The organism is Parabacteroides caeci (assembly GCF_023656795.1).
Classification (GTDB): Bacteria; Bacteroidota; Bacteroidia; order Bacteroidales; family Tannerellaceae; genus Parabacteroides; species Parabacteroides segnis.
This window is the reverse complement of record NZ_JAMOKT010000011.1, coordinates 28,495-50,259: the sequence shown is the minus strand read 5'-3', so window position 1 is coordinate 50,259 and position 21,765 is coordinate 28,495. Positions and strand designations below refer to the sequence as shown.

General features: G+C 42.2%; 20 protein-coding genes and 5 tRNA genes. 11 read left to right on the top strand and 14 right to left on the bottom strand.

Features of this window, described 5'->3' with window-relative positions; translation table 11 throughout:
• Positions 1-76: 76 nt before the first annotated feature.
• On the top strand, positions 77-619 hold the full coding sequence (locus tag NBH15_RS07740; RefSeq protein WP_128132965.1) for an HDIG domain-containing metalloprotein: 543 nt from the start codon (positions 77-79) through the stop codon (positions 617-619).
• A gap of 180 nt (positions 620-799) precedes the next feature.
• Positions 800-3,532, top strand: coding sequence for a putative LPS assembly protein LptD (locus tag NBH15_RS07735; RefSeq protein ID WP_244050753.1), 2,733 nt, complete (start codon positions 800-802; stop codon positions 3,530-3,532).
• A gap of 73 nt (positions 3,533-3,605) precedes the next feature.
• Here the strand turns inward: NBH15_RS07735 and NBH15_RS07730 are convergent, their stop codons facing one another.
• Both NBH15_RS07730 and asnA read right to left on the bottom strand, forming a co-directional pair.
• Positions 3,606-4,268: a uracil-DNA glycosylase gene (locus tag NBH15_RS07730; protein ID WP_128132939.1), complete on the bottom strand. Its 663-nt coding sequence runs from the start codon at positions 4,266-4,268 to the stop codon at positions 3,606-3,608.
• A 9-nt stretch (positions 4,269-4,277) separates the two neighbouring features.
• Positions 4,278-5,315 carry an aspartate--ammonia ligase gene (gene asnA / locus NBH15_RS07725; protein WP_128132940.1) on the bottom strand — a complete coding sequence of 346 codons (1,038 nt, stop codon included), beginning with the start codon at positions 5,313-5,315 and terminating at the stop codon, positions 4,278-4,280.
• A gap of 228 nt (positions 5,316-5,543) precedes the next feature.
• Here asnA and NBH15_RS07720 point away from each other — a divergent pair.
• From NBH15_RS07720 to NBH15_RS07710, 3 genes are all read left to right on the top strand, one after another.
• Positions 5,544-5,616 (top strand) — tRNA-Arg (locus NBH15_RS07720).
• A 750-nt stretch (positions 5,617-6,366) separates the two neighbouring features.
• Positions 6,367-6,807, top strand: coding sequence for a DoxX family protein (locus NBH15_RS07715; RefSeq protein WP_250822387.1), 441 nt, complete (start codon positions 6,367-6,369; stop codon positions 6,805-6,807).
• 617 nt (positions 6,808-7,424) lie between these two features.
• Positions 7,425-7,811: a helix-turn-helix domain-containing protein gene (locus NBH15_RS07710; RefSeq protein WP_010801982.1), complete on the top strand. Its 387-nt coding sequence runs from the start codon at positions 7,425-7,427 to the stop codon at positions 7,809-7,811.
• 633 nt (positions 7,812-8,444) lie between these two features.
• On the opposite strand, the gene NBH15_RS07705 is transcribed toward NBH15_RS07710, so the two are convergent.
• The 3 genes from NBH15_RS07705 to NBH15_RS07695 all read right to left on the bottom strand — a co-directional run bounded on the left by NBH15_RS07705 (position 8,445) and on the right by NBH15_RS07695 (position 8,723).
• A tRNA-Val gene (locus tag NBH15_RS07705) sits at positions 8,445-8,519 on the bottom strand.
• A gap of 28 nt (positions 8,520-8,547) precedes the next feature.
• Positions 8,548-8,622: transfer RNA gene (locus NBH15_RS07700), tRNA-Val, on the bottom strand.
• Between the two features lie 26 nt (positions 8,623-8,648).
• Positions 8,649-8,723 (bottom strand) — tRNA-Val (locus tag NBH15_RS07695).
• 237 nt (positions 8,724-8,960) lie between these two features.
• On the opposite strand from NBH15_RS07695, the gene purB reads away from it, so the two are divergent.
• The 3 genes from purB to asnS all read left to right on the top strand — a co-directional run bounded on the left by purB (position 8,961) and on the right by asnS (position 13,341).
• Positions 8,961-10,304 carry an adenylosuccinate lyase gene (purB, locus tag NBH15_RS07690; protein WP_128132943.1) on the top strand — a complete coding sequence of 448 codons (1,344 nt, stop codon included), beginning with the start codon at positions 8,961-8,963 and terminating at the stop codon, positions 10,302-10,304.
• Between the two features lie 60 nt (positions 10,305-10,364).
• On the top strand, positions 10,365-11,867 hold the full coding sequence (locus tag NBH15_RS07685) for a pseudouridine synthase (RefSeq protein WP_250822386.1): 1,503 nt from the start codon (positions 10,365-10,367) through the stop codon (positions 11,865-11,867).
• A gap of 67 nt (positions 11,868-11,934) precedes the next feature.
• A complete protein-coding gene (asnS, locus tag NBH15_RS07680; protein WP_128132945.1) occupies positions 11,935-13,341 on the top strand; it encodes an asparagine--tRNA ligase in 1,407 nt (468 codons plus the stop codon).
• 79 nt (positions 13,342-13,420) lie between these two features.
• On the opposite strand, the gene NBH15_RS07675 is transcribed toward asnS, so the two are convergent.
• Positions 13,421-13,891 (bottom strand): Lrp/AsnC family transcriptional regulator, encoded by a 471-nt coding sequence (locus NBH15_RS07675; protein WP_007654892.1) that lies wholly within the window; start codon positions 13,889-13,891, stop codon positions 13,421-13,423.
• Between the two features lie 146 nt (positions 13,892-14,037).
• On the opposite strand from NBH15_RS07675, the gene NBH15_RS07670 reads away from it, so the two are divergent.
• The gene (locus tag NBH15_RS07670) at positions 14,038-14,589 is read left to right on the top strand and encodes a GNAT family N-acetyltransferase (RefSeq protein ID WP_250822385.1); all 552 of its coding nucleotides are present in this window, start codon (positions 14,038-14,040) and stop codon (positions 14,587-14,589) included.
• Positions 14,590-14,657: 68 nt separating this feature from the next.
• Here NBH15_RS07670 and NBH15_RS07665 read toward each other — a convergent pair whose 3' ends face one another.
• The 8 genes from NBH15_RS07665 to NBH15_RS07630 form a co-directional block, all read right to left on the bottom strand.
• On the bottom strand, positions 14,658-15,125 hold the full coding sequence (locus NBH15_RS07665) for an ExbD/TolR family protein (RefSeq protein WP_186959084.1): 468 nt from the start codon (positions 15,123-15,125) through the stop codon (positions 14,658-14,660).
• Positions 15,125-15,718, bottom strand: a complete 594-nt coding sequence (locus NBH15_RS07660; protein WP_128132948.1) for a biopolymer transporter ExbD — start codon at positions 15,716-15,718, stop codon at positions 15,125-15,127. Before NBH15_RS07660 ends, NBH15_RS07665 begins: the two co-directional genes overlap by 1 nt.
• 35 nt (positions 15,719-15,753) lie before the next feature.
• On the bottom strand, positions 15,754-16,227 hold the full coding sequence (locus NBH15_RS07655) for a hypothetical protein (RefSeq protein WP_250822384.1): 474 nt from the start codon (positions 16,225-16,227) through the stop codon (positions 15,754-15,756).
• A 9-nt stretch (positions 16,228-16,236) separates the two neighbouring features.
• Positions 16,237-16,974: a MotA/TolQ/ExbB proton channel family protein gene (locus tag NBH15_RS07650; RefSeq protein ID WP_128132950.1), complete on the bottom strand. Its 738-nt coding sequence runs from the start codon at positions 16,972-16,974 to the stop codon at positions 16,237-16,239.
• Positions 16,975-17,054: 80 nt separating this feature from the next.
• Positions 17,055-17,142, bottom strand: a tRNA-Ser gene (locus NBH15_RS07645).
• A 150-nt stretch (positions 17,143-17,292) separates the two neighbouring features.
• Positions 17,293-18,078 carry a TatD family hydrolase gene (locus tag NBH15_RS07640; protein ID WP_250822383.1) on the bottom strand — a complete coding sequence of 262 codons (786 nt, stop codon included), beginning with the start codon at positions 18,076-18,078 and terminating at the stop codon, positions 17,293-17,295.
• Positions 18,079-18,082: 4 nt separating this feature from the next.
• Positions 18,083-19,057, bottom strand: coding sequence for a polyprenyl synthetase family protein (locus NBH15_RS07635; RefSeq protein WP_007654883.1), 975 nt, complete (start codon positions 19,055-19,057; stop codon positions 18,083-18,085).
• A gap of 80 nt (positions 19,058-19,137) precedes the next feature.
• On the bottom strand, positions 19,138-19,827 hold the full coding sequence (locus tag NBH15_RS07630) for an energy transducer TonB (RefSeq protein ID WP_010801986.1): 690 nt from the start codon (positions 19,825-19,827) through the stop codon (positions 19,138-19,140).
• A 220-nt stretch (positions 19,828-20,047) separates the two neighbouring features.
• Here NBH15_RS07630 and porQ point away from each other — a divergent pair, with 220 nt between their 5' ends.
• Positions 20,048-21,049: a type IX secretion system protein PorQ gene (porQ, locus tag NBH15_RS07625; RefSeq protein ID WP_007654880.1), complete on the top strand. Its 1,002-nt coding sequence runs from the start codon at positions 20,048-20,050 to the stop codon at positions 21,047-21,049.
• Between the two features lie 21 nt (positions 21,050-21,070).
• Entirely contained in the window at positions 21,071-21,760 is a 690-nt protein-coding gene (gene cmk / locus NBH15_RS07620) for a (d)CMP kinase (protein ID WP_250822382.1), read from the top strand.
• Positions 21,761-21,765 lie beyond the last annotated feature (5 nt).

Genomic DNA, 21,765 nt, shown 5'->3' with positions numbered 1-21,765 from the left:
GGCCGGATAATGGATAGCCAATATAAAATATCTGTATCTTCGCAACCGGATTAACTTAAAACAAGGTATGGATAAAATGAATCCTATTGATATTATCTCAAAATATTATCCGGCAGAATCGGATGCTTATCATATATTGGTTACCCATAGCCGGAGTGTCGCCGACAAAGCATTGAGTCTGGCCCGGATGCATCCGGAAATGAATCTGGACATTCCGTTCATTGAAGAAGCCGCTATGCTGCATGATATAGGTATTTTCCTGTGTAATGCTCCGGAGATCGGCTGTTTTGGAGATGCCGAATACATCTGTCACGGCTATCTGGGAGCCGATCTGATGCGTAAAGAAGGCTTTCCCCGCCACGCATTGGTTTGTGAACGGCATACCGGGACCGGTATAACCCGTGAAATGATAGAGGAGCGGCATCTTCCGCTTCCTTCACGTGTAATGGTGCCGGTTTCGTTGGAAGAACAGCTGATCTGTTTTGCCGATAAGTTTTACAGCAAGACAAAACTGGATAAGGAAAAGTCCGTTGAGAAGGTAAAACAGGGCCTTTCAAAGTACGGAGAAGATACTGTAATACGTTTTGATAACTGGTGTAAACTCTTTTTAGGGGAATAAAAGCTATAGGGCTCATTAATTTATTATACATTTGCACGCTGTAACGATTCAGTTGACAGTTGACAGTTGACAGTTGACAGTTGGCGATTGGCAATTAGGATAATCTTCATTCTTAATATCCAATCCTCAGTTATCAATTATCAACTGTCAGTTGTCAACTGTCAACTGTCAACTTAATTAATGAGACACAGAGGCTTATTTATCCTTTTATATTTTCTCGCAGGGGCTTTGATGATGTATTCGCAGGAGCTGGTTGCCCCGCGTGATACCGTATTGCCAGTCAAAGGGGATACGATAGCGCTGGCAGCCACTGATAGTACAGTCCTTGTATCCGACTCTACCAAGAACAATAAGGTCGGTCTCGATGCACCGGTTGTTTACCAGGCGAAAGACTCTATGGTAATGACTGCCGGCAACTGGGCGTATCTCTATGGCGAAGGGGATGTAAAATATCAACAGATCGGATTACAGGCTGAAAATATAGAGATGAGCCTGGATAGCAGCCTGGTGTTTGCCAAGTTCGGTCTCGACTCTATCGGTGAAGAGTTCGGTTACCCGTTGTTTAAGGATGGTGATCAGGAGTACGAATCGAAAACGATGCGTTATAACTTCAATACCAAGAAAGGGTATATTACCGATGTGATCACCCAACAGGGAGAGGGATTCGTAACTGCCGGCCGTACAAAGAAAATGGACGACGATGTCCTGAATATGGTGGGCGGTAAATATACCACCTGCGACGAGCATGATCACCCTCACTTTTATATCCAGATGACCAAGGCGAAGGTACGTCCTAAAAAGAATATCGTGACCGGTCCGGTCTATATGGTGATCGAGGATGTACCGTTATATCCGATCGGTCTGCCTTTCTGCTTCTTCCCGTTTTCCAGTACTTATTCTTCCGGTGTGATCATGCCGACCTATACTGATGACTCTCAGAGGGGATTTGGTCTGCGCGACGGAGGATATTACTTTGCACTGAGCGATTATGTCGATCTGGCGGTGACCGGTGAGATTTATACGAAAGGTTCCTGGGGGCTTCAGGCACAGTCTTCCTATAAAAAGAGGTATCTTTTTTCGGGTAACTTCAATGCGGCTTACCAGGTCAGCAGGTATGGCGATAAGGGGCTCGACGACTATAGTCTGTCGAAAGACTTCCGGTTGAACTGGACGCATAGCCAGGACCCGAAAGCGAATCCGTACCGGACTTTTTCTGCCAGTGTCAATTTTGCGACTTCCAGTTTCGACCGTAACAGCGCGATGGGTATTTATAACCCGAATACGACAAACAATACAAAAGGTTCCAGTATCAATATCACGCAGCGTTTCCCGAATAATCCGTTGACGCTTTCGGCAACCATGAACGTGAACCAGTCTTCCAAAGACTCCATGATCTCTGTGACATTGCCTGACCTGACTATTACGCTGAGCCGTATATTCCCGTTCAAGCGTAAGAATCCGGTGGGAAAGGAACGGTGGTATGAAAAGATCTCCATGAGTTATTCGGGATATTTCAAGAATAGCATCACAACGAAGGAAAACCAGTTGTTTAAGTCGAATATCATAAAGGACTGGAAGAACTCGATGGATCATAGCATTCCGGTCAGTGCCACATTTACAGCATTCAAGTATATCAATATATCTCCGTCTTTCAATTACAAGGAAAGCTGGTATACCAGTAAGATCACCAAGCAGTTCGATCCGCACCTGAATACTTTGGTAAACCGTGATACTACTTACGGATTCTATCGTATTTATAACTACAGTGCGTCGTTATCAGCTTCGACTACGTTGTATGGTTTTTACAAGCCGCTTCCTTTCCTGGGAGATAAAGTGGAGATGATCCGCCATCGTTTCGAGCCTTCTGTCAGCATTAGTGCCGCGCCTGACTTTGGCGGTAGCATCTTTGGTTTCTATGATCATTATCAGTATATAGATGCGAATGGCGATCCTATCGATTATGTTTATTCTCCTTTTTCCCACAATGGTTCTATCCCAAGCGGAAAACAGGGAAGTTTGAACTTCTCTCTGGATAATAACGTAGAAATGAAAATTAAGTCGGATAAAGATACTACCGGCTTTAAAAAGATCAGCCTGATCGATAAGTTATCCTTGGGGATGAGTTATAATATGGCGGCGGACTCTTTCAAATGGAGTGACCTCTCTGTCGGATTGCGTCTGAAGTTCTCAAAGAGCTATACGTTGAATCTGAACGGACAATTCGATACTTATACCTATGGTGCGGATAAAAACGGAAAGCCGATAAGGCTGGACATTCCCCGTTGGAAAGCCGGCAAAGGTATCGGACGTCTGCGTTCAACAGGAACCAGCTTCTCCTATACTTTCAACAACGATACGTTCAAGAAGTGGTTCGGAGGTAAAACGGATAGTAATATCCCGGAAGAGAATGCAGGAGACGGCGAATTGGAAAATCTGACAGCCGAGAATGCGGATGGTGAGAATGCGGATGCGGAAGGAACTCAGGAAGGCGGCCGTTTGCGTGGCAAGAAGAAAGATACCGGAGAGTATGATTCGGATGGTTATCTGATCTCGAAAATCCCGTGGAGCCTTTCTTTCAATTACAGTATGCAGTTGCGTTATGGCGATTTCGATCCGAATAAGCTGGAATATAAATATAAGCTGACACATGCACTGAGCTTTAACGGAAATATCCAGCCGACAAAGAACTGGAGTTTTAACTTCAATGCCACTTACGATGTCGAGAACAAAAAGATTTCGTTTATGACCTGTAATATAACCCGTAACCTGCACTGTTTCCAGATGTCGGCAAGTATCGTTCCGGTGGGAGGATATAAGTCGTACACATTCTCTGTAGCAGTAAGTTCTTCCCTGCTGAAAGACTTGAAGTATAACCAGAGCAGCAGCGTTCGTTCAGGTCAGGACTGGTATTGATCTCATAGGCTAGAAAAGACATAAAGAAAGGGCGATGAATTTATTTTCACCGCCCTTTCTTTATCCTGGTATCTTACCATTCTATAGGAGTCTGCCCCGTGGCTATCAAATAATCGTTTGTCTTACTGAAATGCTTGTTCCCGAAGAATCCGCGGTAGGCGGAGAGGGGGGAAGGATGTGCTGATTTGAGTATCATATTGCGCGAAGCATCGATAAAAGCACCTTTGCGCTGTGCATATGAACCCCACAGGATATAAACAATGTGGCTGCGCTCTTCTGCCAGTTTGTGGATAACCGCATCCGTAAATGCTTCCCATCCCCGGTTCTGGTGTGAACCGGCCTGATGTGCACGGACCGTCAGTGTTGCATTCAACAATAAAACACCCTGGTCTGCCCAACGCAGCAGATTACCGCTTTTAGGCATAGGCGTACCCAGGTCGCTTTCTATCTCTTTAAAGATATTGATCAGGGATGGAGGATAAGGAGTCCCGTCCTGAACAGAGAAACAAAGCCCGTGAGCCTGTCCCGGTTCGTGGTAAGGATCTTGTCCCAGTATGACTACTTTTACTTTATCAAAAGGACAATGCTCGAAAGCATTAAAGATGTATGGTCCCGGAGGATAGACTGCTCCGTGACTGTATTCCTGTTTTACGAAGTTGATTAACTCTTTGAAATAATCTTTTTCAAATTCGGGGGCTAACCGTTCTTTCCAGCTTTGTTCGATCTTTACGTCCATAATTGAAAGTTAAATTAATAGCATTCCGGCAGCACGGGCTTCCTGACGCATTTCTTCCGGCCAGATGCTTGCCTGGATTTCTCCGATATGAGCTTTGCGCAGATAAAACATACACAAACGGCTTTGTCCGATACCGCCGCCGATGCTTTGGGGCAGTTCGCCGCTCAAGAGGCGTTTGTGGAAGTATAGTTCTTTCTTTTCTTCCGCATTACAAGCCTTTAGCTGGCGTAGCAGTGCTTCTTTATCCACACGGATACCCATAGAGGATAGTTCCATCGAGCGGTTCAGTACGTCGTCCCAGACAAGCAGGTCGCCGTTTAGTCCGACCTGTCCGTTTTCAGCGACAGTCGACCAGTCGTCGTAGTCCGGAGCACGTCCGTCATGTTTCTGTCCATTGCTCAACTGGCATCCGATGCCGATGATGAATACGGCTCCGTATTCCTTGGCAATAGCGTCTTCCCGTTCTTTCGGTGTAAAGGTAGGATATTTTTGTAATAAATCCTCGGAATGTATGAAATGAATCTGCTGGGGGAGAGACGGCCTTATCTGCGGGAACATTTCGTAGACCAGATATTCCGTACGTACCATAGCGGCGTAGATACGGCGCACAATCTCTTTCAGAAATTCAATATTGCGTTCTTTTGGGCTCATAACACGTTCCCAGTCCCACTGGTCAACGTATAAAGAATGCAGGTTCCCCAGTTCTTCATCCGAACGGATAGCATTCATATCGGTATAAATACCATAACCTTCTTCTATATTATAGTCTGCTAAAGTGAGGCGTTTCCACTTAGCCAGCGAATGGACAATCTCAGCTTTTGAATCGTCCAGGTCCTTGATAGGAAAAGTAACAGCCCGTTCGGTTCCGTTCAGGTCATCGTTGATTCCCATACCTTTCAGAACGAACAAAGGAGCCGTGACACGACGCAGGCGTAATTCGGAAGATAAGTTTTGCTGGAAAAAGTCTTTGATTTTTTTGATACCCATTTCTGTTTGAGACAGGTTAAGCAAAGCCTTATATCCCGCAGGTTTAATTAGATAGCTCATATACTTGTTGTGCTTTGTGTTTGTTAAATATGCGTGGCAAAGATAATGATTAATGGCAAAATAGCAATATAGCAGCCCTTTTTATTTGCAAAATGGCAGTATATCTGCTAAAGAGAGTTGCAAAATATCAGAAGTTATGTTTTTCGGCAGAAAAAAGAAAGAATGTGAAAACTCATCCTCAATACATTTGCTTTCCTCCGATATTATATTTACTTTTGCCCCGTCTTTGGCCTGGTAGCTTAGTGAATAGAGCGTCAGATTCCGGTTCTGAAGGTCGAGGGTTTGAATCCCTCCCGGGTCACAACAAAAAAGCGATGTCGTATGATGTCGCTTTTTTGTTGTATATGGGATGAATACTACACCTATTTTTGAAATGTACTATCATACTATCATTGTTTAGTATATGGATCTATATATCAGCTGTTTGGCTTATGATAGTTGCTGTTTTCAACTATCATTCAACTCTCATGCATCTATCATATGTCCTGTTCTGAAACAGGAGGGCTGGTGTATTTTTATTATAAATATATAGTTGAAAGTTAGCGATATAGTGACAAAAGTTGTTTGACACCCGGGTCTCGATGCCCTCGACACCCGGGTCTGAGCATCGTCGGGATGGGGGTGTGAAACGGATTGAAACGGGGATCTCGCTGACGAGAAGCAAGCATTCTTGTAAAATAAAACAATAGCTTTCTGCTAAAAAAGTAGTAGGACAACAAGCTGGGAGGAAGAATATGAATCTGTTTCAGGCCTTTTTGCCGGAGTAGATGACGATACCTACAGGGAAAAACGCTGAAATGATGGTTTTATTATAGTTGAATGATAGTTAAAAGCTACAACTATCATGGCTCAAATGATTGATATATAGGTGTGTATCTAGGAAAATGATAGTATGATAGTTAATTTGTTTTATTATATTAGAATAGCTGATCGGTTCCCTTTATTCGGATTGGATAAGAAAAGGGAAGTCTGTGATCTGAAAAATAATGAACCTTTTATTTTCTTTATTGTTTTATATATAAGTTCATTAATTGTAATTAAATAAAATAATATGTTGGCGATATACAGATTTTTATTCCCCTCTAAACCGGACGGCACAGCTATTTCGCTGTTGTTATTGGCGTTACGTATCCTTTTTGGAGGATTGTTATTAACTCATGGTATCCAGAAATGGACTAACTATTCGGAAATGTCGGCTGTATTCCCTGATCCGCTGGGAGTTGGTAGCCAGGTTTCACTAGGACTTGCTATCTTTGGAGAACTGGCTTGTTCGATAGGATTTATCTTCGGTGCCTTATACCGGTTGGCCATGATTCCGATGATCTTTACCATGTGTATGGCATTTTTCGTTATTCACGGAAATGATGCGTTTGCGGTGAAAGAGTTGGCTTTCATTTATCTGGTTGTATTTATATTAATGTATATTACCGGTCCGGGTAAATTTTCGATTGACCGGTTCATCTCTGTGCCGCTGTCGAAGAAGAGAAGGTAAAAATCAGGTGTCGCAGAGTAGGGTTACGATCCCTTGTTTTGCCGGATAGGTGCTATTAATAGACTACATTCTTTTGTGTCTATGTTTATTTGGATTATGGTATTCTGTGTGATCCATCCTTCAAGGAGCCGATCGCACGGATAAGTTTTACTGCAATAATCGATATAATGAATAAGTTCCATTGTATCGTCGAGGAAAAGAAATGCCCCTTTGCACATTTTGTTGGAATCGAATAAGCAAGTCAGTGTCGAAGACTCGAACCGGACTTCCAAGCTGGTTTCTTTCTGGGCATTAAATATATAATGTTTTTCATTCTGTTCTCTGTTAAGAAAAATCGTTTTTACAAAACTAAGGGGTTTGTTGATTGCGAGGCATCCCAGGGTTATTTGCTCTGCATAATTCCTATTGTTTTTTTGAGTCATTTTATTGTCTGTTTAATGAATGATAGGCAAAGGAATAAAATGTAGACGGGATGATTCATCAGGTAAGCTGATTTCTTATTAAATGTGGTAGTAATATTATTCGGAGTCTTATCGGCTGATATTATTCTATTAAATAAAATATTATCAGGATTAATACTTACTTTTGTATTAGGTAAATCATATACAATAATTAATATGGAGGCAACAGTAAAGAAAAGTAATCATGGAGCGAATGTTCGTCGTTGGAGGGAATGGCGAAATGTTAATCAGGATGTGCTTGCAGAACAGATAGGTGTTTCACAGGCTACTTTGTCCGGTTATGAGAAAAGGGATAAATTGGAAATAGAAATACTGGAAAAGATTGCTAAAGCTTTAAATATTCCTGTTGAGGCCATTACCGAAATGGAAGATGGAACTTCTATTAATATTGTTGCAAATACATTTGATAATCAATCATCCGCTGTTAATTGGTGTCCTACCTTTAATCCCATTGATAAAATAGTGGAACTTTATGATAAACTTCTGGAAGCAGAAAAAGAAAAGGTTGCTATGTTGCAGGAGGTTTTAAGGGATAAGAGATGATTTATATAGGTATTATAGATTAGGGAAATTGTATTTAAACTGCTCAGTTATTATCAGATATGAGCTATCTAATTATTGACCGGTTGTAACTGCCTCCCCTCTGGAGAGGGGGAAAGGGGTGTGTCATATTCCAGCCTATACAACCTCCATAATCAGAGTTACTTAACTATTGTAGGTTCATTTGCCGTTTGCTTCAGCTGACGGTTTACAAGTTGTTTCTCTCTTTTGGCTTCAGCCACATTTCTCCTAGATAGAAAACTGTAAGAAATGGGACTAAAGTCCAATGAGATAGATTCTTTACTAATCCGTCAGCTGAAGCAGACGGCAAATAAACCTGTAACAAGGCTTGTTTTATTAACTGGCTTTAACACACCCCCTACCCCCCTCTCAAGAGGGGAGCCAGTTACAACCAGTCACTAAACAGATAGTTCAATTATTCTAGATTTGAATGTATTAGTGTCTGATAAGCCTATAAGTTATTGAAGTATTGTTGGGTAGGTAAAAAACACATGAATCTTTGTTGTCATCAAGAAATTTTGGGTAGTATTCTTGGATCAATTAAGCAGATGCGTCTATAGCTGAATTATATAGAATAAAAAAAGACTTACAATTACTTGCAAGTCTTTCTTTTAGTGGGCGTTGACGGATTCGAACCGCCGACCCTCTGCTTGTAAGGCAGATGCTCTGAACCAGCTGAGCTAAACGCCCGAATTGAAATCAAATTGGTATAAATGAGTGGGCGTTGACGGATTCGAACCGCCGACCCTCTGCTTGTAAGGCAGATGCTCTGAACCAGCTGAGCTAAACGCCCAAGTTGAAATCAATTGGTATGAAAGGTGGGCGTTGACGGATTCGAACCGCCGACCCTCTGCTTGTAAGGCAGATGCTCTGAACCAGCTGAGCTAAACGCCCTTTCATTACTTCAGTAAATTTTGTATGCCTTATCTCTCTAAAGCGCTGCAAAGATACGGCTTTTTTTATTACCTCCAAACATTTCAGCAAAAAAGTCGAAAAAAAATTCATTACTACCATTTAATCTGAAGAAATGTAGTAACTTTGCATCTCTATATTATTAATGTATATAAGTATTCGATATCGTTGGTATATCGCCCGGACACTCAGGGATATAGGTGTATAAACTAAATGAATATGGTATTTTCAACACTAACTGCCATATCGCCCGTAGATGGTCGATATAGAAATAAAGCCGAAAACCTGGCGGCTTACTTCTCAGAATATGCACTTATCAAGTATAGAGTGCAAGTCGAAATAGAGTATTTTATTACTCTGGCTGAGTATCTTCCACAGCTGAATAATCTGGCTACAGTGGAAAACAAAGAAGCGTTGCGTAAAATTTACAAGGAATTTAGTCTGGAGGACGCAACCCGTATTAAGGAGATCGAGAGCGTAACCAACCATGATGTAAAGGCCGTTGAATATTTTATCAAAGAAAAATTTGATCTGCTGGCTTTGCAGGATTACAAGGAGTTTATCCATTTCGGATTGACCTCGCAGGATATTAATAATACTTCGGTTCCATTGTCTATAAAAGATGCTTTGAACGAGGTTTATTATCCGGGCATCCAGGAAGTGATCGACATGCTGAAAAAGTATGCGGAAGAATGGAGTAATGTTTCCATGCTGGCAAAAACACACGGGCAGCCTGCATCTCCGACCCGTTTGGGTAAAGAGATCATGGTGTTTGTGTATCGCCTGGAACAGCAGGTCGCTTTATTAAAGGCTATTCCCGTATCTGCCAAGTTCGGTGGTGCGACAGGTAATTTTAATGCACACCATGTGGCTTATCCGCAGTATGACTGGAAGGCTTTCGGAAACAAGTTTGTGAATGAAGTGCTGGGCCTGAGCCGTGAGGAATGGACTACACAGATTTCCAATTATGATAATCTGGCAGCCATTTTCGATGGTTTGAAACGCGTTAATACAATTTTGATAGACCTGAACCGTGACTTCTGGCAGTATATCTCTATGGAGTATTTCAAGCAGAAGATCAAAGCGGGCGAAGTAGGTTCGTCGGCAATGCCTCATAAGGTGAACCCGATCGACTTTGAAAATGCAGAAGGTAACTTGGGTATGGCTAATGCAATCCTGGAACACCTGGCTACAAAGTTGCCGATCTCCCGTCTACAGCGGGATTTGACAGACTCTACCGTGTTGCGTAATGTCGGTGTACCTTTGGCACACATCGAAATCGCATTCAAGAGCTTAACAAAAGGACTGGGTAAATTGTTATTGAATGAGAACGCCCTGTACCGGGATCTGGACAATTGCTGGGCTGTCGTTGCCGAGGGCATCCAGACGATTTTGCGTCGTGAAGGTTATCCGAAGCCCTATGAAGCTTTGAAAGCCTTAACCCGGACAAATGAGGGAATCACTGAAAAATCAATCAGTGACTTTATCGAAACGTTGCAGGTTAGTGATGCCGTGAAAGCTGAATTAAAGGCGATTACGCCGCATAATTATACAGGTATTTAGTGTGAAAATAAACGTAACCGTGAGGTTACCAATTAGTTAATTATTTATTAATTTACAACAATGAGCACAGAAGAAAGAGAAGAATCTCAACCGCGTCCTAGAAAGGTGATACCAAGTATCAGACGGGAAAACACAGATCAGGAAGGTGAAAGAAGACCTTACAATCAAGGTTACAACAGACCTGAGGGAAACAACTATGAACGGAGACCATATGACCGTCCGAGCCGGGATGACCGCGGCGGTTATAATTCTTATGGGGATAACCGCTCTTCTTACGGAGACCGTCCGAGCCGTCCTCGTACGTATGACAACCGCGAAGGTGGTGGTTATAACAGCAGACCATCTTATAACAACCGTGGCGGCTATGGAAATAATCGCGAAGGCGGTTACGGCAACAATCGTGAAGGTGGTTATAACTCTAATCGTGAAGGTGGCTACAACAGCCGTCCTTCTTATGGCAACAATCGCCCCTTTTACGGCAACAATGACCGTTCGTATGGTGGTGGCGGTTCCTACAACCGTCCTTCTCGTCCTAACTATGACGAAAGACCAAGCAGACCTTATACTCCTTCGCCGGAAGGTGCTGCTGCTGGTGACGGCCTGAAGAAAAGAAGACCGAGAGTGGGTGATACTCGCGTAAATTCGTATGACTCTCGCGACAATCGTGGTGGTGGCAGACCTTCGTACGGTAATAATAACCGTGGCGGTGGTTATGGCAACAACAGCGGATACGGCAACAGACGTCCGGGGGGTGGCCAGCAACGCCGTACAAACGATTACAACCCGAATGCCAAGTACAACTTCCAGAAACAGTTGAAGTATAAAGAAGTACTGGCTGACCCTAACGAACCGATCCGTCTGAACAAGTTCTTGTCGAATGCAGGTGTTTGTTCACGTCGTGAAGCTGACGAATTTATCACAGCCGGTGCTGTGAAAGTAAATGATGTAGTGGTTACTGAACTGGGTACAAAAATCACCCGCCAGGATAAAGTTGAATTCAACGACAAACCGGTACAGATCGAAAGTAAGGTCTATATCGTGTTGAATAAGCCGAAAAACTGTGTAACTACTTCCGACGATCCTCAGGAACGTCTTACCGTTATGGATCTGGTGAAGAATGCTTGCCAGGAACGTATTTATCCGGTAGGCCGCCTCGACCGTAACACAACCGGTGTATTGCTTCTTACTAATGATGGCGACCTGGCTTCCAAGCTGACTCACCCGTCATTCAAGAAGAAGAAGATCTACCACGTATGGTTGGATAAGAATGTCTCTATCGAAGACATGGAAAAGATTGCTAACGGACTGGAGCTGGAAGACGGCGAAATCCATGCAGATGCAATCAGCTATGCCAGCGAAGACGACAAGAGCCAGGTGGGTATCGAAATCCACTCGGGACGTAACCGTATCGTTCGCCGTATCTTCGAATCACTGGGATATCATGTGACGAAACTGGATCGTGTATATTTTGCCGGACTTACAAAAAGAAACCTGGGAAGAGGAAAATGGCGTTATCTGAACGAACGTGAAGTGAACGCGCTCCGAATGGGTGCTTTTGAATAATACAAAGATTAGCCGGTTGACAATACCGGCTATCTTGTTTTGATTATCTAAGAATAAACATATAAACATGGAAACAATTACTAGAACAAAAATTGTAGATGTACTGAAAAGCGAAGCTTACGGTACAACCGTTAACGTGAAGGGATGGGTTCGTACCCGTCGTGGTAGTAAACAGGTTAGCTTTATCGCGCTGAATGACGGTTCTACAATAAATAATGTTCAGATCGTTGTGGATGTGGAAAAATTGGGTGAAGAATACCTTAAACCGATTACGACCGGTGCTTGTATCAGTGTGAACGGTGAATTGGTTAAATCTCTGGGACAAGGTCAGAATGTAGAGATCCAGGCTACCGAAATTCAGATTTACGGTACAGCCGATCCTGCTACTTATCCGTTGCAGAAGAAAGGTCATTCGCTTGAATTCCTACGTGAAATAGCTCATTTGCGTCCGCGTACCAATACGTTTGGTGCCGTGTTCCGCATCCGTCATAACATGGCGATCGCTATCCACAAGTTCTTTCATGAGAGAGGTTTCTTCTATTTCCATACACCGATCATTACAGCTTCAGACTGTGAAGGGGCCGGACAGATGTTCCAGGTGACGACAATGAATCTGTATGACCTGAAAAAGGATGAAAACGGCTCTATCATTTATGAAGACGATTTCTTTGGAAAGCAGGCTAGCCTGACTGTTTCAGGCCAGTTGGAAGGTGAATTGGCTGCCATGTCTTTGGGAGCTATTTATACGTTCGGACCGACATTCCGTGCCGAAAACTCCAATACACCGCGCCACCTGGCTGAGTTCTGGATGATCGAACCGGAAGTTGCTTTCAATGAGATTGCTGAAAATATGCAATTGGCGGAAGACTTTATCAAATATTGTATACAGTGGGCTCTGGATAACTGTATGGATGATATCCAGTTCCTGAACAATATGTTTGATAAAGAGTTGATCGAACGTCTGCAATTTGTCTTGAAACATGACTTTATCCGCCTGTCTTATACGGAAGGTGTTAAGATTCTGGAAGAAGCGGTAGCCAAAGGACATACCTTCGAATTCCCGATATACTGGGGGGCTGACCTGGCTTCTGAACACGAACGTTACCTGGTGGAAGAACATTTCAAATGTCCGGTTATCTTGACTGATTATCCGAAAGAGATCAAATCTTTCTATATGAAGCAGAATGATGACGGAAAGACTGTTCGTGCTATGGACGTATTGTTCCCGAAGATCGGAGAAATCATCGGCGGGTCACAGCGTGAGGAAGATTACGAAAAGCTGGCAAAACGTGCATCTGAAATGGGAGTACCCGAAAAAGATATCTGGTGGTATATGGATACCCGTCGTTTCGGTACGGCGCCTCATTCTGGCTTCGGTTTAGGTTTCGAACGTTTGTTGCTGTTTGTTACAGGTATGACGAATATCCGTGACGTGATTCCTTTCCCGAGAACTCCGAACAATGCGGAATTCTAATAAGGGACTTTCGAAAGTAAAAGATATAACTTTCGTACATAAAATAAGGGACTTTTGATTTCAAAAGTCCCTTATTTTTTTATTCGTCATCCAGGTCGATCGGTATCTGTCTTTTAAATGCTTCTTTGAAAGATATCAGCGATTCTGTCCGTGCCAGTCCTAATGGCTGGAGTTTGTTATGGATGATATTCAGCAGATGCTGGTTGTTCTTCGCATATATTTTGATGAACAGATCGTATTGTCCTGTCGTGTAATGACATTCCACTACTTCCGGAATTTTCTTTAATGCTTCCGTAACAGAGGGGAATTGTCCCGGTGATTTCAGGAATAATCCCATATAAGCACATGTTTCGTAGCCAACTTTAGTGTTATCCACAATGAATTCAGAGCCTTTGATAACGCCCAGATTAGTGAGTTTCTGTATTCTCTGGTGTATAGCGGCTCCTGAGACATTACATTCTCTGGCAACCTCCAGGAAAGGCATACGGGCATTACCTATAATCAGTTTTAATATTTTTTCATCCAATTCATCCAGTTGATGGTGTGCCATAATTTCTGTATATTTGTATTTCTGTTATTCTATATGATTACAATTAGATACAAATATAGTCAAACTATAATAATTAGACGATATAATTCGCTCAATTATTTTATTTCGTAAGTTTTCTTTTATTAATCAATCAATATTATAAGAATATGAGTTTAAGTGCGGTAATCGAATGCAGGCCGGTAAAAGATTTTTCCGATCCTTTGTTGGATAAAGTAGAAAATACATATAATGATTCCTTTCCGGAAGTTGAGCGACGGGCATTCTCGCTGGTGCGGGAGTTAGTTAAAGATGAGCCTCGTTTTACTGTTTATACCTTATTTAAAGATCAGGTTTATGCAGGTTTTATTACTGCCTGGTCTTTCGGGTTGTTTATTTATGTGGAACATTTTGCAATTGACGCCTCTGCCCGTAATGGCGGAATAGGAGGGGAGTCGATGAAGCAGTTTATGGCGCTTTGTGACGCTCCTGTCGTACTGGAAGTGGAAATGCCTACCGAAGAGATGAGTAAGCGTAGAATAGGCTTTTATGAGCGTTTGGGATATGTGTTGGATGATCATGTCTATTTTCAGCCTCCTTATCGTCAGGGAGAACCTTTGCTGGAAATGCGCCTGATGACTTACGGAGCCATCGATCTGAAACAATCATTCGAAGAGGTAAAGAATTGTATCCACCGATATGTATATGGTGTTAATGAGTAAGTGCTGAGTTTACTCCAATAAAAAAGGCAGAACGGAAGTCCTGCCTTTTTTTATTATCGTTGAATTAGTTAATCAACTGCTTGTCTAGCTGAGTAACTGATCTTCAATGCGTATGCTTCACGAAGCGCCTGCTTTACGTCTGTGATAACACCCATCTTAGTCTCTTTATCGGCTTTGATGGATACAGTCATAAACGGCTGGTCTTCCTCTTTCATACTTGACTTTTCCTGAGCGATGTAATCTTGAATCTCATCTACGTCTGCGATTTGATCGTTTAACTGTACACGAGTTTCAGAACCCATTTTAGCTCTTAATTCCTGAGTCGGTTTACCTACATAAATGAATGTTACTAAAGATTTCTTTTCCAACTTCTGAAGCTCTGTAGCTTGAGGAGCCTGGAATACAACTTTCAAAGTAACTTCACGCATAGATGTAACCATCATGATGAAGAACAGGAAGGCAAATACCAAGTCAGGTAATGATGAGGTATTCAATTCAGGCATCTCTCTGCCGCCTGCTTTACTAAATTTTCCCATTACTTTTTGTCTCCATAATTTTTAGGTTCTGCTTCTGATATCTTTTGCGGATAAATCATCTGCACAGCCTTTTGTTGATCTTCATCCAAGTCTGCGAAAGCTTTACCGAATTTGGCTCGGGATACTTTGTCTCTCAGTTCGTTATAGGCTGCTGCCAATTCGTTCTGTACGTCAATGTATGCCTGGTATTCCGTACCGCGGTCGTTCTGCAAAGAGATAACATGATTTTTTGTTACCATCTGTTTGCCGAAGAACGGTACGTCAATTTCTACCTTTTCGGGTTTATGCTCATCGTTATAAGGATTCTCAATGAATTCTCTAACCTTGTCTTTCAGTTGCTTAATATCAATGAATTCGTTATTACAGAGAATCTGGTTGTTACTGTTGATCAGCACGACCATGATATTTCTCTTTTTGATATCCATTTCTTCGTTTTTCTTCTGATCTTTGGGTACAGGAGGCGGCAAACGTCTTGCCAAACCTTTATCTGTGTCCATTGATGTAGTAATAAGGAAGAAGATAAGCAACATGAAAGCAATATCGGCTGAAGAAGTCGCATTCATTGCGGGCACTTTTCTTTTCTTTTTTGCCATATCGCTTTTTTTGTTTTATCGATTCGTTATTACTATTATCTATTAAGCATTCTTTTTACAGAACCTGCAGCAACAGCGATGATGATCAGAATCATCAAAACTACAGTAGAATAAATCCACATATCCGTTACTTTCAACCACAGAGGAATATTGTATTCTTGTGAATCTGTATTCAGACCTTTCAAAGGAGTCGGGTCACCAATGGAATAAGTAATGAATAACATTGCTGCGAAGCAAACTACCACAATTAATGAAGTCAGTGCTGATTTAGGACTAGTCTTCAATAATGATGCGAACTGCCAAAGGGCGAATATTACTGTACTGATAATTGTTGCAAAAAACAGTACAGAGGTCCAGTTGAGCAATAAGCCTGTATAAATAGGCTCTTTCATTTCAACAGAAGGGTCTACAACGCCTCCTGCGTAGAACATACCCAATACGACAAGACTGATAATAGAAGTAATCAGTAATGTCCAGCTGGATACTTTTCTTATTTTAGTAACTGCCATAATTCTAAATTATTTTTTGAATTTAAGGTTGTATTTGATAACCATGTCGATCAATGTGATTGAAGCATCTTCCATCTGGTTCAGGATAGCTTCCAATTTGCTCAACAAATAGTTATAGAATACCTGAAGGATCAAAGCAACAACAAGACCACCTACTGTTGTGATCAAAGCCACTTTCATACCACCGGCAACAACCGTCGGGCTGATATCACCAACCTGTTCGATTTTGTCGAACGCCATAACCATACCTACTACAGTACCCAAGAATCCTAATGACGGAGCCATAGCGATAAACAATGTGATCCATGACATGTTCTTTTCCAAAAGACCACCCTGTACACCACCGTAAGAAACGATTGATTTTTCAACAACGTCGATACCCTGGTCGATTCTCATCAAACCCTGATAAGCGATAGATGCGATAGGACCTCTTGTATCACGAGCGATAGCTTTTGCACCTTCTACATCACCTTTATCAAGTGCATCTTCAATACCTTTTAATAATTTGCTTGCATTAGTTTCAGCCAGATTCAAGTAAATAATTCTTTCAAGGCAGAAAGCCAAACCGAAAATCAAAGCGATAGCAACCAAACTCATGAAGTCGGCACCACCTTCGATAAACTTAGTTTTTAAAGCCTGATACATGCCACCTTCAACAACTTGTTCAGTAGCCTCTTGAGCAAATGCTACAGTAGAAGTTCCAAGGGCGCAAATACCCAAGAATGTTTTTGCAAAATACTTTTTCATTGTGTGTTTAATTTTTAAGATTAATAATTCTCTTATTTGTTTTTATTTTTGTTGTTAATAATATCCTCATGGTATTTAAGCGGAGAGAGCGGGATTCGAACCCGCGATACACTTTAGGCGTATACACGCTTTCCAGGCGTGCCTCTTCAACCACTCGAGCATCTCTCCAATTTTCAGCCTTCGTCTCCTCTAAAACGAACGCAAAATACGAAAAAATTCCCATATGCAAACGTTTCAGTGCACAAATCTAAAGTTTTTGCTTGACATATACACAATATCTGAGGGAATAAATTTTGCATCTGACCTTAAAATTTGAAACTAAGCCTTTTTATTTGGAATTTTGAATAAATCCAAGGCGTTTTTTCTTGTTATTTGTACGGTTTCATCAAGCGTAAGACCGAATGTGTCCGCAACCTTCTCTGCCGTCTTCCATATATATACTGGTTCATTTCTTCTCCCTCTGTAGGGCACCGGAGCCAGGTAGGGAGCGTCGGTTTCCAGTACTATATGATTCATGTCGGTGCATTGAATAGTTTCCGACAGTTTCGAATTTTTGAAAGTTATGACACCATTGATTCCCAGTTTGAAGTTTTTTAGCTTTCCGATCTCCTCCAATTCATCTTTTGTGCCGGTAAAGCTATGAAAAACACCCATTAATTTGTCCGCACCGACTTTATGGATACTGTCCAATACCTCGGAATAGGCTTCACGGGTGTGGATGGCAACCGGCAAGTCCAGGTCGATACTCCATCGCAACTGTTCTTCAAAGACTATTTTTTGTTCTTTCAGATAGGTTTTATCCCAGTAGAGGTCGATCCCGATTTCCCCGATTCCGCAGTAAGTCCGTTTCCCCAGATAGGATTCTGTTGTTTTTAGATTTCCGGCATAGTTTCCGTCCACACTGGTCGGATGTAACCCCATCATTGGATAGGCAAAATCAGGAAAACGATCACATAGGTCATGCATTCGGCCGATAGTTTCGACATCTACATTGGGGAGCAGGAGCGTATCGATGCCCGATTCACGGGCAGCGTTTACCAGCACCTCTTGTTCCGGATCGAAATCTTCCAGATACAAATGGTTGTGCGTATCTATTAGTTTCATCTTTTTAAGACTGGCGGTACATTAAACGGTTACTGACCTCTTTTAATATGTTTAATTTCTCCGGGGCAACGTTCAATCGGGATAAATGCTCCATTGCCTTATCGTAATATCCCTGCATTTTTGCTATGGTAATATCTTTCAGATGCAATTCATTATATATAGCTGTGACAGCTTCGATCTTTTCTGCCGCTACAAATGTCGTTTTGCCGATCCAGTCATTCAGGACCGCTTTTTGTTCGGGTGAAGCCAGTTCAAACGCATGTATCAGCAGGAATGTCTTTTTATTGCAGGTGATGTCGCCCCCGATATTTTTCCCGAAAGTGGCAGTGTCTCCATAGACGTCCAGCAAATCATCCTGTAGCTGAAAAGCCAGTCCGATGTTTATGCCGAAGTCATACAGGTTGGCAGCGTCTTCTTTGGATGCACCGCCTGTAATCGCTCCTATTTTTAAACTGCAAGCCAGTAAAACTGCTGTTTTTAACCGGATCATTTCTATATATTCGGGCTCGGTAACATCCATGCGGGATTCAAATTCCATATCATATTGCTGTCCTCCGCATATTTCGAGTGCTGTTTCTGTGAACAGGTCGAATACTTCTTTTAAATAGTCCGGTTCTGTTTTTCCGATCAGTTGGTAAGCTGCAATCAGCATGGCATCTCCCGAAAGGATGGCCGTATTGTCGTTCCATACTTTATGGACGGTCGGTTTATTTCTTCTTTTATCAGCCTTATCCATCAGGTCATCATGAAGTAGGGTGAAGTTGTGGAATACTTCAACGCCCAATGCCGGGTTGATGACGTTATCAATATTTTCTTTATATAAATTACAGGCCATTAAAGCCAGTGCCGGACGGATCCTTTTTCCTCCAAGCGACAGGATATACTCTATTGGATCATATAAACTTTTGGGGGGGTATTCAAAACTCAGTTGGGAAATTTCATGTTCTACTTTTTCCAGGATCTCATTGAAAGACAACATATAGATTAAAATTACGGATAAGACGAAATAAAAAAGGCTGCAAGTTCACAGCAGCCTTTTTTAGTATGTTTAAAAAAATATTATTGCAATCTGAAGGTAACAGGTACTGTATATTTAACACGTACTGGTTTACCTCTCTGCTTACCAGGAGACCATTTCGGCATGGTGTTGATCACACGGATAGCTTCTTTATCCAAAGAAGGGTCTACACCGCGGATAACTTCTGCGTCAACGATTGAACCGTCCTTATTAACCACGAATGAACAAGTAACACGACCTTGAATACCGTTTTCCTGTGCAATAACCGGATATTTGATGGATTTAGCGAGGAACTGAAGCAGTGCTCCCTGTCCACCCGGGAATTCCGGCATTGTTTCTACAACGGTAAAGATCTGTTGAGCGGATTCTTCTTCTTCTTCAACGACTGCCGGAGCTACATAGGCTTCTACCTGTGCAGAACTTTGGTCGTCCTCAGATGAGATGATATCCACTTGGTCCAGTTCCACGTCGTCATCCACGATGTTCAGCTGTTCTACGGCAGCCGGTGCAGGGGGTGGCGGTGGAGGCGGAGGAGTGTCCTCCGGTCTTGTAATTTCAATTTCTTCTTCAGCGATGATATCAGCTACGCCTTCATTCTTGACGATTTCGATATCACGGGTTCCCCATTCGAACCCAACGAACAGAACAGCCAAACCCACAACCATACCCATCAGGATACCGAGTGTTTTGCCTCTTTCCAAGTCCGCTTTCGGTGATTTCTTAACTTCCATACTCTTATAATGTTTAAAGATGTGTTTTCCTGTACTGCAAAAATACAAATTATTTTATATCCAAATATAAAAAGGGAGAAATACTTCAATATTTTCACTTTATTTTTGAACCAAAATAAAAATAATGGTGTTTATATACCTTTTTCCTGTTTTTTCCGTTTCTCTTTATGGAATATGTTATAACTGCATTTTATCTTTGTACGCATTTTGTTAAGAAAATATGAGACATACATTAATTATATTGTTCTTTTCTTTCGTTTTACAATCGGTCGCGGCACAATCCGGAGATCAGGTGTTTGAATTTCTGACTTTACCTTCATCTGCCAGGGCCAATGCTTTGGGGGGACATACCGTGTCACTGGTAGAACGTGATCCGTCCCTTATCTTTCACAACCCGGCGCTGCTTGGAGGTGAAATGGACGGGATGATCAATCTGGATTACATGAACTATATTGCAGATGTGAACGTGGGGAGTGCCTTGTTTACTAAAGCATTTCGTGAACGTGGAGCCTGGGGAGCAGGAGTCCATTATTTCCATAACGGGAAATTTAAGGGAATGGATGAGAATAATCAGTCGACAGGTGACTTCACTGCCAGTGATATCGCTGTGAACGGTTTCTTTTCGTATGATCTGTCCGAACGCTGGCGGGGCGGTGTCTCTATGAAGTTCCTTTATTCCAATTATGATATTTACACCTCGTTGGGGGTATGTTTCGATGCCGGGCTGAGTTATTACAATTCGGAAAAGGAGTTTTCATTCGGTGTCGTACTGAAAAATATCGGGGCACAGTTGAAGCCTTATTATGAAGACCGCCAAAAAATGCCGTGGGATATCCAGATGGGGATTTCTAAAAAGATGAACCATGCCCCTTTGCGTTTGTCACTAACGGCTATGTATCTGAATCGTTGGAAATTTGATTATATAGATAATGCGGATAAAGATTATAAAGGTGATAATTTTGCCAAAGCATTATTTAAGCATCTGGTAATCGGTATCGATTATATACCCAGCGAAAACTTCTGGATTGGTGTGGGATTCAATCCGAAGACTAAAATGGATATGAAACTGCAGGGAGGCGGAAACGGGTTGGCAGGCTTTTCTGCCGGAGCCGGTGTGAAGATAAAAATGTTTGATGTCGGTGTCTCTTTTGCTAAATATCATCCGTCGGCTATGTCGATGATGATGAGTGTTTCGACTACGCTGGCCGATTTTAAACCTTAGGAAATATAAATAAATGTAAGAATGAAAAAGATAGTAATCGCTATAGACGGTGTTTCCTCTACGGGGAAAAGTACTATGGCAAAAGATTTGGCAAAGGAAATAGGTTATACATATATTGATACCGGTGCCATGTATCGTGCTGTTACATTATATTGTATACAGCATAATTTGTTTAAAGGGGATCAGATCGATGAAGAGAAACTTCAGGAATCGATGAATGATATCCATATATCTCTCCGGTTTAATCCGGAAACCGGCCGTCCGGATACTTATCTGAATGGCGTGAAGGTTGAAAAGGAAATCCGTGGAATGGAAGTGGCCAAATGGGTCAGTCCGGTAGCGACTTTGGGTTTCGTTCGCCGTGCGCTGGTTGCCATGCAGCAGGAAATGGGCAAGGAGAAGGGTATAATCATGGACGGAAGAGATATAGGTACGGTTGTATTCCCGGAGGCAGAGTTGAAAATTTATGTGACAGCCAGCCCGGAAGTACGTGCACAGCGCCGTCTGGATGAACTGAAAGCAAAAGGTGAGGCCGCTTCTTTCGAAGAAGTACTTGAAAACGTGAAGACGCGGGATCGTATCGATTCTACCCGTAAAGAAAGTCCGCTGCGCCAGGCCGATGATGCTGTAGTGCTGGATAATTCGCATATGACTATCGCTGAACAAAAAGCGTGGCTTCTTGTTCAATATAATAAAGCTGCGGTGGAATAAATAAT

Excerpts from the sequence above, each read along its gene's own strand:
- NBH15_RS07685 (WP_250822386.1), top strand. The coding sequence starts at position 10,365 with ATGAGCACAGAAGAAAGAGAAGAATCTCAACCGCGTCCTAGAAAGGTG.
- asnS (WP_128132945.1), top strand. The coding sequence starts at position 11,935 with ATGGAAACAATTACTAGAACAAAAATTGTAGATGTACTGAAAAGCGAA.
- porQ (WP_007654880.1), top strand. The coding sequence starts at position 20,048 with ATGAGACATACATTAATTATATTGTTCTTTTCTTTCGTTTTACAATCG.
- NBH15_RS07650 (WP_128132950.1), bottom strand. The coding sequence starts at position 16,974 with ATGAAAAAGTATTTTGCAAAAACATTCTTGGGTATTTGCGCCCTTGGA.
- NBH15_RS07655 (WP_250822384.1), bottom strand. The coding sequence starts at position 16,227 with ATGGCAGTTACTAAAATAAGAAAAGTATCCAGCTGGACATTACTGATT.
- NBH15_RS07730 (WP_128132939.1), bottom strand. The coding sequence starts at position 4,268 with ATGGACGTAAAGATCGAACAAAGCTGGAAAGAACGGTTAGCCCCCGAA.
- NBH15_RS07635 (WP_007654883.1), bottom strand. The coding sequence starts at position 19,057 with ATGTTGTCTTTCAATGAGATCCTGGAAAAAGTAGAACATGAAATTTCC.
- NBH15_RS07660 (WP_128132948.1), bottom strand. The coding sequence starts at position 15,718 with ATGGCAAAAAAGAAAAGAAAAGTGCCCGCAATGAATGCGACTTCTTCA.
- NBH15_RS07630 (WP_010801986.1), bottom strand. The coding sequence starts at position 19,827 with ATGGAAGTTAAGAAATCACCGAAAGCGGACTTGGAAAGAGGCAAAACA.
- asnA (WP_128132940.1), bottom strand. The coding sequence starts at position 5,315 with ATGAGCTATCTAATTAAACCTGCGGGATATAAGGCTTTGCTTAACCTG.
- cmk (WP_250822382.1), top strand. The coding sequence starts at position 21,071 with ATGAAAAAGATAGTAATCGCTATAGACGGTGTTTCCTCTACGGGGAAA.
- NBH15_RS07665 (WP_186959084.1), bottom strand. The coding sequence starts at position 15,125 with ATGGGAAAATTTAGTAAAGCAGGCGGCAGAGAGATGCCTGAATTGAAT.
- NBH15_RS07740 (WP_128132965.1), top strand. The coding sequence starts at position 77 with ATGAATCCTATTGATATTATCTCAAAATATTATCCGGCAGAATCGGAT.
- NBH15_RS07675 (WP_007654892.1), bottom strand. The coding sequence starts at position 13,891 with ATGGCACACCATCAACTGGATGAATTGGATGAAAAAATATTAAAACTG.
- NBH15_RS07710 (WP_010801982.1), top strand. The coding sequence starts at position 7,425 with ATGGAGGCAACAGTAAAGAAAAGTAATCATGGAGCGAATGTTCGTCGT.
- NBH15_RS07670 (WP_250822385.1), top strand. The coding sequence starts at position 14,038 with ATGAGTTTAAGTGCGGTAATCGAATGCAGGCCGGTAAAAGATTTTTCC.
- purB (WP_128132943.1), top strand. The coding sequence starts at position 8,961 with ATGGTATTTTCAACACTAACTGCCATATCGCCCGTAGATGGTCGATAT.
- NBH15_RS07715 (WP_250822387.1), top strand. The coding sequence starts at position 6,367 with ATGTTGGCGATATACAGATTTTTATTCCCCTCTAAACCGGACGGCACA.
- NBH15_RS07735 (WP_244050753.1), top strand. The coding sequence starts at position 800 with ATGAGACACAGAGGCTTATTTATCCTTTTATATTTTCTCGCAGGGGCT.
- NBH15_RS07640 (WP_250822383.1), bottom strand. The coding sequence starts at position 18,078 with ATGAAACTAATAGATACGCACAACCATTTGTATCTGGAAGATTTCGAT.